This window comes from Winogradskyella sp. PC D3.3 (assembly GCF_054366245.1).
Window position 1 is genome coordinate 3,962,617 of record NZ_CM135962.1, and the last position, 16,070, is coordinate 3,978,686.

Consider the following 16,070-nt stretch of genomic DNA (forward strand, 5'->3'; position numbering starts at 1 on the left):
TTGATTGATGGTTAGCCGATTTAAAAACGCAAGAAAGTTAGAAATCGTATGAAATTTCTTAAAATTTTTATAAAATTACCGTTTCAGCGTCAAATGACCTTTAATAATTCTACCATCTGCAAACTCTGCCACAAACCAATAATCATCCGTAGGTAATAATTTTCCATTATAAGTCCCCTCCCATTTTGGTTGATTTCTATTTAATGTACCAACTCGTTTCCCATACCGATTAAAAATATCTACGCGAGCCATAATTTCAAATTCTGAAGAGAATCCTTTAATCTGCCAAGTATCATTTACAGTATCTCCATTTGGTGTAAAGAATTTTGGAAATCCTAAAACAGAAATATCTGTTGATACAATTCCGCAATTGGCTTTAAGGTCTTTAACATATACAGTATGAATTCCTGAGGCCACATTTTCAAAACTATTGGAATCTTGATATGGGCCATTTTCACTATCTAAAGCATACATATAATCCCCATCTCCTGAAACACTAACAGAAACAATATTGTTCTCTGACAAATCGGTAACATCAATAGTTTCAAAAGTTGCAGTATTTGAAGGCAAAACGGTAATAGTTCTAGTATTAGAACAGCCAAAAGGCTTGGTAACTTCTACAGTGTAACTTCCGGGCTCATTAATCGCAATGTTAATCGTTGTTTCTCCTGTAGACCAATTGTAATAATAGTTATTAGGAATATCACCAACAACACCAGCAGTCAGTGAAATAGTATCTGGAAATGTATTTGTACAATAAAACACCGTCTCATCTTCAAGAAGACTTGGCAAACGCTCTACACTTAAGTTGACTTCCGCAATATTATAACAACTACCACTTTGTTCTAATCTTGCAAAAATCGTTTGGTTATACGTTTGTGTATTGGTATCGTTCGTTGTTAGTTGATTCGCTTGAAGCAAGGCATCGTTATGAGTTGCGTAGTAACCTAAAATTGTAATATCAGCACTCTCTGTATTCAAAATTTGACTTTCGGCCAATGATAAATCAAAGCTCACCAAACCTGTCTCATCTAGATTATCGCAAACTGATATTGCAGCACTATTTACGGCATTTGTATTTACAGACAAAAGCAGCTCTGCAATAGCTACACAACCCGTTAAGGTATTAGTAACTTGAGCATACACTGTCTTTCCAAAACGAAAAGGCACCATTAGGCGCACTTCCATTAACATTACCTTGCCAAAATACGGTACCTGCCTCTGGTCCTGTTACCCATTTCCAAACCCCTTCAGTTTCGGCATCAGTTCCTCCAATCCATCCTGTTCCTGCACTTTGCTCACCTGCCAATTGCGATTCTTCTTGCGATGTTAATGTGGCCAAATAACCTTGTAATCCAAAATAAGTTTGTTGTGCTGCTGCATCTCTTGCTTCCGTCCAAGTAACACCAGAATCTGCAACATAAAAATAATAGTGCCCTGTACTAGGTAAGTAATTAGCATCTCCTAAATTGATTGAAAACTGTCGATCTTGAGTAAATACAACTTGGGTGGTTTGAAAAACCACATTTTCAATAGCGTTATTAAACTCAGCGAAGCTAGCTGGTCCAGTTAACGTTAAAAGTCCTTCTGTAGCATTCCAATTTGACGTGATATTTGGATTGACTCCAATAAGTTCTAAAGTATCTTGACCGTTTTGATACCCTTCTGCTATCTGTATAAAAATTTCAGATAATGCTATATCTTCAGGATTGGGATCGGTTATAAAAGTAGAAGTTACTATTGGGACTTGTGACTGAGGACAATATACCTGTCCGCCCGAAACAATTATTTCAGGCGGTAGGTTTTGTGAAAATCCATAAAAATGACAAATCCAAAAGCATAAGAGCAAAATGAAGCTTTTAATTTTTTTTATAAAAAAATTAAAGCTATTATTTTTTTCTCATATAAACACTTACTGGAACACCATTAAAATCGAACTGTTCTCTTAATTTATTTTCTAAAAATCGTCTATACGGATCCTTAACGTATTGCGGTAAATTACAGAAAAATGCAAATTGAGGTTGCGGAGTTGGCAGTTGCATAATGTACTTTATTTTAACAAACTTACCTTTGTAAGCTGGAGGTGGTTGATGCTCTATTATAGGCAACAAAGCTTCGTTAAGTACACTTGTTTTAATACGTTTAGTTCTATTTTTATAGACCTCAACCGCAGTTTCAATAGCCTTAAAAATACGTTGCTTGTTTAATACCGAAATAAAAACAATTGGCACATCTGTAAACGGAGCAATCTCTTTTCTAATATGCTGCTCAAATTCTTTTGCCGTTTTAGTGTCTTTTTCTATTAAATCCCATTTATTAACAAGAATGACAATACCTTTTCGGTTACGTTCTGCTAACCAAAAAATATTTTGAACTTGGCCATCAAACCCACGGGTAGCATCTAAAACAACCAAACAAACATCACAATGCTCTATAGCTCTTACGCTTCGCATAACAGAATAAAACTCTAAATCTTCTTTTACTTTAGATTTACGACGTATACCTGCCGTATCAACCAAATTAAATTCAAATCCAAAACGATTGTATTTTGTATCTATCGAATCTCGTGTCGTCCCAGCAATATCAGTAACAATATAACGCTCCTCACCAATTAACGCATTAATGAATGACGATTTTCCAGCGTTAGGTCTTCCAACCACAGCAAAGCGCGGCAATTCATCTTCCTCTACCTCTTCTTTTTCTGGTAACGCTTCAACAACAGCATCTAATAAATCTCCTGTTCCACTTCCGTTAATACTTGCAATGGCAAAATATTCACCCAAACCAAGTGAATAAAACTCAACAGCATCTTCTAAACGTTTATTATTATCAACTTTATTTACAACTAAAAAAACAGGCTTTTTTACTTTTCTTAATAACTGAGCCACGTCTTCATCCATGCCAGTAACACCAGATTCAACATCAACCATAAAAATAATGGCGTCCGCTTCATCAATAGCTAATTCTACTTGCTTATCTATTTCGGCTTCAAAAACATCATCACTACCAACGACATAACCACCAGTATCAATTAACGAAAACTCTTTACCATTCCAATCTGTTTTACCGTAATGACGATCTCTTGTGACACCACTAACAGCATCAACAATAGCTTCACGTCTTTTTATTAGACGGTTAAAAAATGTCGATTTCCCTACATTAGGACGACCTACTACAGCTACTATATTGCTCATTGATTTTTATTTAAGGCTACAAAGATACTATATACTTACGTGTTTTAATGCACTATTATACACTTTTCACTTCATATTTCAAAAACTACACAAAGCTAAAAAAAGTAAAACAAAATGAACAGATCATATTGTTAACATCCTGTTGATAACAAGTCTTAAATTAGTGTAGGTCGCATTAATTTTTAGTATTTTTATTGCGTGTATTAAATAGGATTTCATCTACACGTTTTGTACTAAATTAATTAGGTATCTTTGTCAAGAATAGCCCCTTTCTTGTAAGCTTACATTAGTTCACAAAAAAACCTATTTAAACCTCTTAATAACAATATTTTAAAATTAAATTACAAAACAGAATGGGGAGATATTTTACGCTAATCTTAATTATGGTTATAGGTTTAAACCTCGGTTTAGCTCAAGAAAGCTATATAGAGCATCCCATAAAAAAAGGAGAAAGCGTTTATATGATTTCGAGGTTATATGGCGTAAGTGTAAAGTCTATTTTTGAACTCAACCCTGGTTCAGAGAAAATAATTTATGCTGGAAACATTTTACGTATTCCAAAATCAAGCAATAGCACTAGCGCTTCACCCCCTATACATACCCCTTCAGATAACACCGTAATAACAGATAACATTATTAGCAATTATGTTGTAAAACGCGGAGAAACAAAATCTGGTCTTTCACGTCGCTTTGGAGTCAGCATTGCTATGTTAGAACAACAAAACCCTCATATTGTAAGAATGCTTCAGGCAGGACACATTATAAATGTGGATAAAACGCTAAAAGCAGGGGAACATGCTGTTGTTAAAGGTGAAACCCTTTGGGGAATTGCTAGAGAAAATGGAATTAGCCTTGCACAATTAGAAGCGGCAAACTCCGATAGATTATCTGAATTCTTACAAATCGGACAAATATTAGTTATTCCCGATAAAAATGCCACACCCACAGTTAAAGGTGAATACTTGGTAAAACGAGGAGACACAAAGTTTCGATTAGCAAAACGCTTTAACATGACCATTGCCGAGCTAGAAGAAAAAAACCCACATATTGTAGCCATGCTCATGGCTGGTCATATATTAAATGTAGACAACACCACGTCTCCTCAAACAGAACAAATACCAGAAATCAATAACGGCACGGTAACTAACATCGATTCTACAAACGCTGTTAGTGCGTATGAAGATTATGTGATACAACCAAAAGAAACACTTTTTGGCTTGGCTAAAAAAGCAGGAATAACCATTAATCAGTTGACTGATTTAAACCCAAAACTTCTTACTTCCGTGAATGCGGGTGACATTATTAAAATGCCAACCAACAGCTCTCAAACAATTACGGATACCACTAACACATCAAACACTGATACTGTTGATACTGTTGATACTGTTGATACTGTTGATACTGTTGATACTGTTGATACTGTTGATACTGAAACTAAAAAACCTACAACAAATACACACACAACTAAGAATGAAGCCTTATTAACTAACTTAGTTACAGAAACTCCAAATGGTCTATATTTCTATACTCCGTTTTCTAGCGAAGAATTGAGTTCTCCCAAAGAAAGAAAAAAAATGCTTAGCATCAATGCCGATTTCAAAAAGTATATCGATTTTTTCCAAGGAGCCCAAATAGCTATCGATTCTGCCAAAGCTCTTAATCTAAATTTTGATATCACATTAATTAAAAAGAACATTGGAAAATCGAAAATAACAATCGACAGTCCTCATAACAAAAATGTTATTCTTGTTCCATTTAGCGAAAACAGTTCTAGTTTCCCAAATATTGAATCTAATAATCCTATTTCTATAATCGATATTGAATCTAATATCGTATCAAATGATAGTATTACAATTTACAGATCTATTCCTTCTGATGGTTTTCAAAAAATCAAAACCTTACATTATTTAGCAAAACAAGATGCTCAAGTTGTTGTAATCAGTGATCTTGACGAAGCTAGAAATAAGGGATTAATTCAAAGTTCATTTCCGGATGCTAAATTCCTAAAAGCAGATAATGCTGGTTTTTTCAAATCAGACGCCTTAGATAAGGCTCTCAACAAAAACAAACTCAACTATATCATTTTTGATAGCGAAAAAACGATTATCCTCCTTAATACAACGACAGCGTTAATGGGTAAATTATCAAAGTACAAGATTCAACTTGTAATGCTTGAATCATCATTATTTCGAGATCAATCTGAAGTATCTGACATGAGGTTCCGTATTTTACAACTCATATATCCTGCGATTACGAATCCTAAAAGTAAAACTATTATTACTGATTTTGATCATAAATATGAAGACGAATTCGGCTCAAAACCATCTCGACATGCCAACATAGGATTTGATGTTACATTTGATATATTATTAAGGATTTCTCAAAACTCATCACTAGAAGACGCTATAAATGCAACCATTTCAGAACAATCACATCTCAAGTTTGATTATCAAAAAACAAAAGATAGCGACTATTCTAACACTGGCATTTATTTGATGCAATACAATTCTGACAAAGGCATAATAGAACTTGAGTAGTATTTATTCTGTTGAAAAACATCAGAACAATAGCTACACTATTAATAAAATAGACTTATAAGTTGTTTCCCTAAGGCAATCTATATCTAGATTAATAAATAAACTTAAGAAAATCAACCCATTAAATAGCTAAGACTAATTCAATGTTGTATCGAAAAGCTTTACACACCTTGTTTTAATTAACATTTAAAAACCACTAAAAAAACTATAAAACTGTAGGTTTTAATTTTGTTATCTATGGGCTATTTACATATATTTGTTTTTGCCCACTATCTCTCAATTAAGCAAGTCTTTAGTTGTAAAACAGACTTGCTGTTCTTAAATACATGGCATTGATTTCAACAAAAGTAATTATTTTAAATTTTTTTAATGAAAGCCAAACAGTACAGTTTTAAAAGATATCCTATACTATTAGCATTTCTTATTATTTCAATTTTCTGTGGATTAACAAAGCTTAACGCCCAGTGTCCTACAGTGATTAACAGTTCACAAACACTTTGTGACGTGCAATCTCTTCTCGTTGGCGATTTACAAGCCATTGATAATGGAGGCGGTATTGTTTGGTACGATTCCCCAACCTCAACAGTCCCATTACTTAATACCGATAGCTTAATAAGTGGTGAAGACTATTATGCTGATAGTAGTTCAGGTACTTGCGGCACAAGAGCTAGAGTCGACATTACAATATATGGTCCGCCTATTGGAGATAACTTTCAAGGAGTTTGTTTAGATGATCCATCATTAGCAACAGTTGGCAACTTAGTTGCAGCGGGAAATGACGTACAGTGGTATTTATCACCAACTGGAGGCACACCATTAAATGATACTGACATCTTAATGGATAACACCATATACTATGCCGATCAAGCAAGTCCAGATGGAAGTTGTAGAACATCAAGACTCTCTGTTTTAGTTCTTGTAGGTGCTACACCTATTCCTACTGGTGATATGATTCAAAATTTTTGTGTCACACCTCAGTATACACCCACCGTTGGAGATCTTGAAGCAAGTGGCACTAACAATTGGTATATCTCCTTATTTTCAGCACTACCCCTACCTCCTTCAACTCCTTTAATAAATGGACAAACCTATTATGCAACAACTTTAGATCCTCCTTGCGAAAGCACCGGGCGATTAAGTGTTCTAGCAATTTTAGATATAGCTCCAAATGCTGGTGATGATAATACATTAAATTTATGTGATAACACCAATTCTACCATCGATTTGTTTGCGGAACTCGGAGGAAATCCCGACGCTGGTGGAACTTGGACACCTACATTAAATAGTGGAACAGGAGTCTTTGACCCAGCTATTGATCCTGAAGGTGTATATACTTATACTGTAAGTTCTAATAATAGTTGTCCTGATGATTCTGCAACCGTTACCGTAACCTTAATACCAGAACCTAATGCTGGTACAGATGGCGTTTTAAACGTCTGTAGCAATAGCGATGCTATCGATTTATTTTTAAGCTTAGGAGGAACGCCCGAAACTGGTGGGGTATGGTCACCTTCACTTGCTAGTGGTACAGGTGAATTTAATCCCGCTTTAGACTCCGATGGAATATATACATATACAGTGAGTGGTAACCCACCATGTGTTGATGCTACGGCAACAGTAAATGTTACAGTAAACCCTTTTAAAGATGCCGGTGAAGACGGAAGTATAGACCTTTGTGATAATAGTGCACTAATAGATTTATTTGATAGTTTAGAAGGCACCCCAGATTCTGGTGGTGTTTGGTCGCCTGCACTATCTAGTGGAACAGGAGTATTTGATCCAGCCATTGACAGTCCTGGTGTTTATACTTATGCATTCACAGGAAATTCTCCTTGTCCAGACGAATCAGCAACGGTTACTGTCACCATAAACCCATTGCCAAATGCAGGCTCTGATGGCATAATCGAAATTTGCAGTAATGATTTAGCTACAATAGACTTATTCGATAGTCTTGGCGGTAATCCTGATACTGGCGGTACTTGGTTTCCTGCTCTGAATAGTGGAACTGGAGTTTTTAATCCTTCAATTGATACCGCTGGTGTATATACTTATACTGTTGTAGGTATTCCACCTTGTTCTGATGCTTCAGCCAATGTTAACGTTATAATTGCACAAGAACCAGATGCAGGATTAGATGCTGTTATAGACATTTGTACTAACAACGGAACTATTGACTTATTTAATAGTCTCGGAGGTACACCTGAAATTGGTGGAACATGGTCACCTGCACTTGCAAGTGGGTCAGGACTTTTTGACCCCTTAGTTGATACAAATGAGACTTACACGTACACGGTTTCAGGAACAAATCCATGTGCTGATGCTACGGCAACAATTACGATAACGGTTACTCCTTTCCTAAGTGCTGGAACTGATGGCGCTGTTACAGTCTGTACTGATGATGGAACCATTGATCTTTTTGACAGTCTAGGAGGCACACCTGAACTAGGAGGTACATGGTCACCTACACTTGCGAGTGGAACTGGAGTCTTTGACCCAAATGTAGATACCGAAGGTACTTATACTTATTCAACTTTTGGAACAGAACCTTGTTTAGACGACTCCGCAATTGTAGTTGTCACAGTAGAGCAATCTCCTGATGCCGGAACAGATGGGACACTACTTATATGCAGTCTTTCAAATACAGTGAATTTATTTGACAGTCTCAACGGAACACCTCAAACTGGAGGCACATGGTCTCCTGCGCTTTCAAGTGGTACTGGAATATTTGATCCCAACATAGATTCAGATGGAATTTACACCTACACAATCAACTCTATATGTGGTAGTAGTTCTGCAACAGTATCCGTTACAGCTATTGACGCCAATAGTGCTGGAACTAATGGTACCGTAGAGATTTGTAGTTCAGACACGACTAGTATAGACCTATTTGATCATTTAGGAGGAGCTCCAGATACTGGAGGAACTTGGACACCAGCACTAACTAGTGGAACTGGAATTTTTGATCCAACTGTAGATACAGCAAACACATATACCTATACCGTTTCTAATAGTGCAACTCCATGTCCAGATGATTCTGCTACCGTCACAGTTACAATTTTGGAAGAGCCAAACGCTGGGAATGATGGAACATTAAATTTATGTAACTCAACCAATACAGTAAACTTATTTGACAGTTTAGCAGGAACTCCAGAAGTCGGAGGAACATGGTCACCTGCTTTAAATAGTGGTACAGGCATTTTAGATCCTAACATAGATTCAGAAGGCGTCTATACCTATACATTAAACAATGCATGTGGTACGAGTTCTGCTACAGTGACCGTTTCTTTTTCTGGTTCTAACGATGCAGGTACAGATGGTACAATTGATTTATGTAGTACAGATTCAAGTATCGATTTATTCAATAGTTTAGGTGGAACTCCTGATATTGGAGGAACATGGACACCAACACTTACCAGCGGAACAGGACTATTTGATCCTAGTATTGATGCTGCTGGCACATACACATATACCGTTTCGAGTCCTAGTGCTGCTTGTCCTGATGCAACAGCTACTGTTGTTGTTTCTGTTTTACAAGAACCAAATGCTGGAAATGATGGGACTTTAGATTTATGTTCAAGTGATACGAGTTTAGTTGATTTAATTGATAGTTTAGGAGGTAATCCTGATGCTGGAGGAACTTGGTCTCCTGCTCTTAATAGTGGTACAGGTATGTTTAATTTAACGCTTGACACCCCTGGCGTCTATACATATTCAGTAAGTAATCTATGTGGAAATAGCTCTGCAACAGTTACCGTTTCTATTTCAAATACTAATGATGCTGGTAGTGATGGCTCTATAGAGTTCTGTAGTAATGATGCCTCTGTTGATTTATTTGATAGTTTAGGAGGTACACCTGATATCGGAGGTACTTGGACACCAGCTCTTGCGAGTGGAACAGGAATTTTTGATCCAAGTATTGATGCTGCGGGGATTTACACCTATGCCGTTTCAGATAGTACATCTTCTTGTCCAGAAGCAACAGCAACTGTTACCGTTACAATTTTAGCAGAACCAAACGCAGGCACTGATAATACACTTAATTTATGTATCGATGAAACAGTTTCTGTGGATCTTTTCGACAGTCTTGGCGGATCACCAGATACTGGAGGAACTTGGACACCTGCACTTACAAGCGGAACTGGCATTTTCGATCCTTTAGTCGATCCTGCAGGTGTTTACACTTATACTGTCACCTCTGCAGAATGTGGTATTACAAATTCCGCTACGGTAACCGTTACAATTCTTGACCTTCCTGATGTTACAGGCTTAACAATGTCTATCGTTGATAATGTGATTTGCGTGGGCTTAGAAGATGCCATTATAGACATTACCGGAGCTAATCAATTACCAGATGGAGATTATTCTATCGTTTATGCACTTACAGAAGCGAACAACTCAGTAAATACAGTAGCAATTACAATAACCGGAGGAAATGCGACTTTTACAATTCCTCAAACATTAATACCGAATTCTGGTTTAACACTTGTTACCCTTACTCAATTATTTGTCTTAGGTCAAAATTGTAGTGCCATTACTAGTGAAGTAGAACCTATCAAAATATTAGTTGAAGAATTACCAGAGCCAGAGCTCATTGCTGATGGCACTGAATTTTGTTTGGAAGACAATCCAACCATTCAAGATTTATCAAATAATATTATTAATGATGACATCGTGATTTGGTATGACGAACCCATTGATGGTATGCCTTACAATAGTGATGATGTTTTACAAGAAGGGGTTATTTATTATGGTGCCTTAACATCAGAATTTGGTTGTGAAAGCCATACGAGATTAGAGGTATCAATCACTTTTATTTCGTGTATTGGAGAACTTTTAATACCTGATGGTTTTTCACCAAATGATGATGGTATTAATGACGTTTTTAATATTTTGTGGTTAGATGAACTCTATCCAAATTTTAAATTAAGCGTTTATAATAGGTACGGAAATATACTTTATGAAGGAGATATTAATACACCTAAATGGGATGGAACAGGGAAAAACAATAATTCCGTACTTCCTGCAGGCGTCTATTTTTATGTCTTAGAGTTTAACGATGGCGAACGCAAAGCACAACAAGGACGTGTCTATCTAAACAGGTAATTATTATAATGATAAGTAAACTAACAACATATAGCATTTTACTAATGACTCTATTTTTAGGGCTATCTGTACATGCACAACAAGATCCACAATACACACAGTATATGTACAATATGAGCGTCATTAATCCTGCATATGCAACTGATGATGAGTCTTCAATGAACATTGGTCTACTGTATAGATCACAGTGGGCGAGATCAATTGGAGGACCAACAACAGCTTCCTTATTTATACATTCAACAATTACAGATCGTTTAGAAGGAGGCCTATCTATAGTACATGATGAAATTGGTGATGTTGTAAAACAATCTAGTGCTTATGCAGATATTGCATATGTCTTACCCCTAGGTAATACATCAAAAATATCTTTTGGAATTAAAGCAGGAGCCACTTTTTACAGTACTAATTTTGACGGTTTCGTTTATTCAGACCCTTTGCCAGATCCCGCTTTTGCAGAAAACATAAATAGAACCTTTCCTAATGTTGGAGCTGGTCTATACTATTTTTCAGAAAATTATTATTTAGGAATGTCAGCACCTAATTTATTGCAATCAAAACATCTTCAAGATGACAGCGGCATTGTTTCTGAAGCAGCAGAAAACATCCATTTATTTTTCACTGGAGGCTACGTTCTAAACTTTGGTGATAATTTTAAATTTAAACCTGCATTTATGGCCAAGTACGTTAATAGTGCGCCTTTATCAATAGACGTCACGGCCAACGTATTAATGTATGAAAAGATAGAATTTGGTCTAGGCTATCGCTATGATGATTCGGTAACTGGTATGATAAATTTCTCTATATCCTCAGCAGTCCGTATCGGTTATGCATACGATCATACACTTTCTAACTTAGGCCGATTTAATTCTGGTTCACACGAGTTAATGCTATTATTTAATATTGGTAAACTCGGAAAAGGCTATGACAAATCCCCAAGATTTTTCTAATTGAAGACAAATGAAAACGTTTAAACTATATATCATATTAGCGACTATTTTAACTAGTCACCTGTGCTTTCCTCAATCTGCTAAAAAAGCCATCACTCTTTATGAAAATAGAGCTTATGTAGAGGCTGCTGAAATTTTTTCAAGTCTCCCTAAAACGGCTGATAATTTAGAAAAATTAGGAGACTGTTATTATTATAACTCTGAATTTGAAAAAGCAAAAAAAGCATATACTCAAGTTTATGATTTAAAAGATAAAAGCCAATTAACCGAAGCATTCTATTTTAAATATTTTGATGTCTTAAAAGGCACAAAAAATTATGATAAAGCAGACGAAATATCCACACTTCATTTAAACGACACTATCAATACACAAGAATTAAAGGAGTTACTAAAACGTATTGTTCCTTATAAATATGAACTAAAAAATATTACAGAGGACGTTGGTGGGTCTTGTTTTGGAGTTGGCCTATATGGCGATAAAATTGTGTTTTCTTCAACTAAAAACATAGAAAACCCTAATTACACTTGGAATGGCAAACCTTATTTAGATCTATATGAAGGAGTTGTAACTACAAATGAAAATAACGATGTTTCATTAGACAGCATACAACCACTTAATGATGAAATAAATACGGTAAAACAACATGAAAGCAATGCTATATTTACTAAAGACGGTAAAACCATGTACTTTTCTAGAAACCTCAAAAAACGTATTGATCTAGATTCAACAAAAATTGCGGTTGTTAGCATTTTTAAAGCAGAGCTTATTGACAACGAATGGACAAATGTCGAACCTGTCTCTTTTTCTAGTGAAATGTATTCTACAATGCATCCTGCGTTAAATAGTGATGAAACTCGGTTGTATTTTTCTAGCGATATGCCAAATACTTTAGGGTCATTTGATATTTTCTATGTCGATATTTATGACGATAACACTTTTGGCACACCTATTAACTTAGGTGAAAACGTTAATACAATTCATAGAGAGCAATTCCCTTTTATTGCTAACGATAGCACCCTCTATTTTGCATCCAATGGTAAACATGGATTTGGAGGCTTAGATATTTTTGCAAGTAGTGTAAAAAATAATGAATTTTTAGACGCTCTCAACCTAGGCGAAACTATAAATAGTGAAAAAGATGATTTCGCATTTGTAGTTGTAGATTCTATTAACACCGGTTACATATCCTCTAACAGATCTGGTTTAGACAATATTTATACGTTCAAACGCATAGAAAACGACCGCGAATATTTTATTGAAGGCTTAGTTACAGATAAAGTAACTGGTAAAATACTACCAAATACTACTGTAACATTATTTGATAAAGATGGCAACGTGGTAGCCGAACAATTAGTTGGAGAAGATGGAAGATATAAACTGGCAACAAAACCAAGTCAGAAATATTCACTAGAAGGATTTCAACCAAAATACATTCCACAGGTAGAATTTTTTGATACCAACGACAAGGGTAATATTGAGTTTAATATAGAACTAGAAATCGAGTCCTATAAAGATGCAGAAGAAATTGTTACCGATGATGATGAAGGTAATACTTTTATTGAGTTAGAAAATATCTATTTCGATTTTGCAAAATGGGATATTAAACCACAAGCTGCAAAAACACTAGATGTATTGGTTGCCTTACTTAATAAATACCCAAGAATGGAAATACAACTTGGAGCACATACTGATTCTAGAGCAGGATTTGAATTTAACATGGATCTTTCAGAAAAACGAGCACGAGCTACTTTAGAATACCTTGTAGAAAATGGTATATCTAGAGAGCGCTTAACTTCTAAAGGTTATGGTGAAACCAAACCCTTAGTTCCTTGTGGCGAAAACTGTACCGAAACTGAATTTTCAATAAATAGACGTTGCGAATTCCTTATTTTACGATAGATAATGAGTGTATTAAAATAACATATGGCACTGTCTAATGAAATTGTTTTAAGACCACGCTTCAAATTTGAAGTCAACTCTAGCCATGACCATATATTAAAAGCTTTTGAGGATAAAAAAAACACTCAAAAAGAACTTATTATTTCAAGAATAGACGACCACATTTTTATAAAATTCCCTAAAAAAGAGCTACACTTCTGGTCTCCGCAATTACATTTAGAAATAAATGAATTAGAACACAACAAAGCCATTGTTCATGGTTTATTTGGTCCCAATCCAACCGTATGGACCATGTTTATGTTCTTTCATTTTATTGTAGCAGCTTTATGTTTTGGCTTTGGAGTTTGGGCCTACACAAATGCTAACTTAGGAAATTCCTATGCGATACAATTGTTTGCCTCACTATCCATGATAGTTATTTGGTTTATTCTTTATTTTGCAGGTCGACTAGGTCGTGCTAAAGGCAAACCCGAAATGCACATATTGAATAATTTCATGAAAAAGACCTTAAGTCCTTATCGTTGATTATAACCAAAACGTTTCAACTGATTCTGATTACTTCTCCAGTTTTTATTCACCTTTACATACAATTCTAAGTGTACTTGTTTTCCGAAAAATTTTTCTAAATCTTTACGCGCTTCTACTCCAACTCGTTTTAACGCAGAACCTTTATGTCCAATGATAATACCTTTTTGAGTTTCACGTTCAACCATAATTACAGAACGCATTCTAATAATATCATCTTCTTCAAAAAACTCTTCAGTATCGACTTCAACAGCATAAGGAATTTCCTTTTTGTAATGCATTAAGATTTTTTCTCTAATGGCTTCATTTACAAAAAATCGTTCTGGTTTATCCGTTAATTGATCTTTCGGATAAAATGCAGGAGACATTGGTAATAATTCTATAATTCTATCAAATACATTCTGAATATTAAAACCTTCAGTAGCTGAAATTGGGAAAAATTCAGCATTTGGCACTTTACTTTGCCATAACTCTGACTGCGCTTCTAATTGCTCTTGATTTGATGTATCAATCTTATTCAACAATAATAGTACAGGTATTTTAGAATTGGTGATTTTATTAAAAAACGCTTCGTCTTTTAATTCCTTCTCACCTATTTCAACCATGTAGATTAACACATCTGCATCATCGAAAGCTGATTTTACAAAATCCATCATAGATTCTTGCAATTCATAAGCGGGTTTTATGATTCCAGGAGTATCACTTAATATCACCTGAAAATCATCACCATTTACAATTCCTAAAATTCGATGCCTTGTTGTTTGTGCTTTTGAAGTAATTATTGATAATTTTTCACCAATAAAAGCATTCATTAATGTTGACTTCCCAACATTAGGATTACCGATAATATTTACAAAACCTGCTTTGTGCATTTTAATTATTTTGATGCAAAGTTAAGATTATTAATGGTTGTATCCATAAAGAATCTCTATAACTACACTCTAAGCGTGTTAACAACCTCTAACTCTATCAATCAAATACTATAAAAAATCACTTCTCTACTTATTTATAACGCTTGTCTATAATTTTCACTATCTGCCAAGATTGGTGGAAATTAATGCTGTATCCAAATGTTTCTGATACACCTATCGCATTTATGTATGGATATCGCACTTTAAGGATCGGCCTAGATATAAATAACCAATGTTGTTTTCTATCTATAATACCAACTAACTATATAGAGTTCACTAATTATTGTTTCGCTTTTATTTATTGCTATAATAAATATCAAAACACTAACGCTCCCTCCCTCATTCTAGACCTTCGAATTAATTCTTTTTATCTTTAGTAGTTATGAGCACTAAAGTCAATGAAAATGCCATAGAGTTTAATTAAAACAAAAATTACACCCCTTAACACATCTCAATTCTAGAAACAAAAAAAGCCCTTCCAAAAGGAAAGACTTTTCATATATATTTATAAAACTACAATAGTTTAAATTGCAGCTACATGTTTTGTTAACTTAGACTTTAAATTACTTGCCTTATTAGCATGAATAATATTTTTCTTTGCTAATTTATCTAACATACTGATAACAGAAGGCAACATTGTTTGTGCCTCTTTAGCATCAGTAGTATCACGTAATTTTTTTATAGCATTACGAGTTGTCTTGTGATGATATTTATTAAGTACACGTCTTTTCTCGTTACTTCTAATTCTTTTTAAAGCTGACTTATGATTTGCCATTATATTATTTTCTTATTAAAAATTGTAGCCCGTAGGGGAATCGAACCCCTCTTACATGGATGAAAACCATGCGTCCTAGCCGATAGACGAACGGGCCATTTTGGTTGTTATAATATTTAAATGAACCTACAATGTTTGCATTGCGGGTGCAAATATACAACTATTTTTCACTTTTCCA

The 16,070-nt window shown here is 35.0% G+C and carries 10 protein-coding genes and 1 tRNA gene; 5 read left to right on the plus strand and 6 right to left on the minus strand.

The genetic code is table 11. From position 1 onward, the window contains the following. Positions 1-75 precede the first annotated feature (75 nt). From ACXGSQ_RS17630 to der, 3 genes are read right to left on the minus strand one after another with little or no spacing between them, the layout of a single operon-like run. On the minus strand, positions 76-1,188 hold the full coding sequence (locus ACXGSQ_RS17630) for a T9SS type B sorting domain-containing protein (protein WP_458627443.1): 1,113 nt from the start codon (positions 1,186-1,188) through the stop codon (positions 76-78). Continuing rightward, entirely contained in the window at positions 1,127-1,849 is a 723-nt protein-coding gene (locus ACXGSQ_RS17635) for a lectin-like protein (RefSeq protein WP_458627444.1), read from the minus strand. The genes ACXGSQ_RS17630 and ACXGSQ_RS17635 overlap by 62 nt, the downstream gene beginning before the upstream one ends. Positions 1,850-1,889: 40 nt before the next feature. Then, on the minus strand, positions 1,890-3,194 hold the full coding sequence (der, locus tag ACXGSQ_RS17640) for a ribosome biogenesis GTPase Der (RefSeq protein WP_458627445.1): 1,305 nt from the start codon (positions 3,192-3,194) through the stop codon (positions 1,890-1,892). A 353-nt stretch (positions 3,195-3,547) separates the two neighbouring features. Here der and ACXGSQ_RS17645 point away from each other — a divergent pair, with 353 nt between their 5' ends. The 5 genes from ACXGSQ_RS17645 (at position 3,548) to ACXGSQ_RS17665 (ending at position 14,206) form a co-directional block, all read left to right on the plus strand. Further along, the gene (locus ACXGSQ_RS17645) at positions 3,548-5,731 is read left to right on the plus strand and encodes a LysM peptidoglycan-binding domain-containing protein (protein ID WP_458627446.1); all 2,184 of its coding nucleotides are present in this window, start codon (positions 3,548-3,550) and stop codon (positions 5,729-5,731) included. 369 nt (positions 5,732-6,100) lie between these two features. Beyond that, positions 6,101-10,834 carry a T9SS type B sorting domain-containing protein gene (locus ACXGSQ_RS17650; RefSeq protein ID WP_458627447.1) on the plus strand — a complete coding sequence of 1,578 codons (4,734 nt, stop codon included), beginning with the start codon at positions 6,101-6,103 and terminating at the stop codon, positions 10,832-10,834. A gap of 8 nt (positions 10,835-10,842) precedes the next feature. Next, the gene (locus ACXGSQ_RS17655; RefSeq protein WP_458627448.1) at positions 10,843-11,781 is read left to right on the plus strand and encodes a PorP/SprF family type IX secretion system membrane protein; all 939 of its coding nucleotides are present in this window, start codon (positions 10,843-10,845) and stop codon (positions 11,779-11,781) included. Between the two features lie 10 nt (positions 11,782-11,791). After that, the gene (locus ACXGSQ_RS17660) at positions 11,792-13,681 is read left to right on the plus strand and encodes an OmpA family protein (protein ID WP_458627449.1); all 1,890 of its coding nucleotides are present in this window, start codon (positions 11,792-11,794) and stop codon (positions 13,679-13,681) included. Between the two features lie 24 nt (positions 13,682-13,705). Continuing rightward, positions 13,706-14,206, plus strand: coding sequence for a GTP-binding protein (locus ACXGSQ_RS17665; protein WP_458627450.1), 501 nt, complete (start codon positions 13,706-13,708; stop codon positions 14,204-14,206). On the opposite strand, the gene era is transcribed toward ACXGSQ_RS17665, so the two are convergent. The 3 genes from era to ACXGSQ_RS17680 all read right to left on the minus strand — a co-directional run bounded on the left by era (position 14,197) and on the right by ACXGSQ_RS17680 (position 15,989). Then, positions 14,197-15,078 (minus strand): GTPase Era, encoded by an 882-nt coding sequence (gene era / locus ACXGSQ_RS17670; protein WP_458627451.1) that lies wholly within the window; start codon positions 15,076-15,078, stop codon positions 14,197-14,199. The genes ACXGSQ_RS17665 and era overlap by 10 nt on opposite strands. Before the next feature lie 562 nt (positions 15,079-15,640). Further along, positions 15,641-15,892 (minus strand): 30S ribosomal protein S20, encoded by a 252-nt coding sequence (rpsT, locus tag ACXGSQ_RS17675; protein ID WP_458627452.1) that lies wholly within the window; start codon positions 15,890-15,892, stop codon positions 15,641-15,643. 25 nt (positions 15,893-15,917) lie between these two features. After that, a tRNA-Glu gene (locus ACXGSQ_RS17680) sits at positions 15,918-15,989 on the minus strand. Positions 15,990-16,070 lie beyond the last annotated feature (81 nt).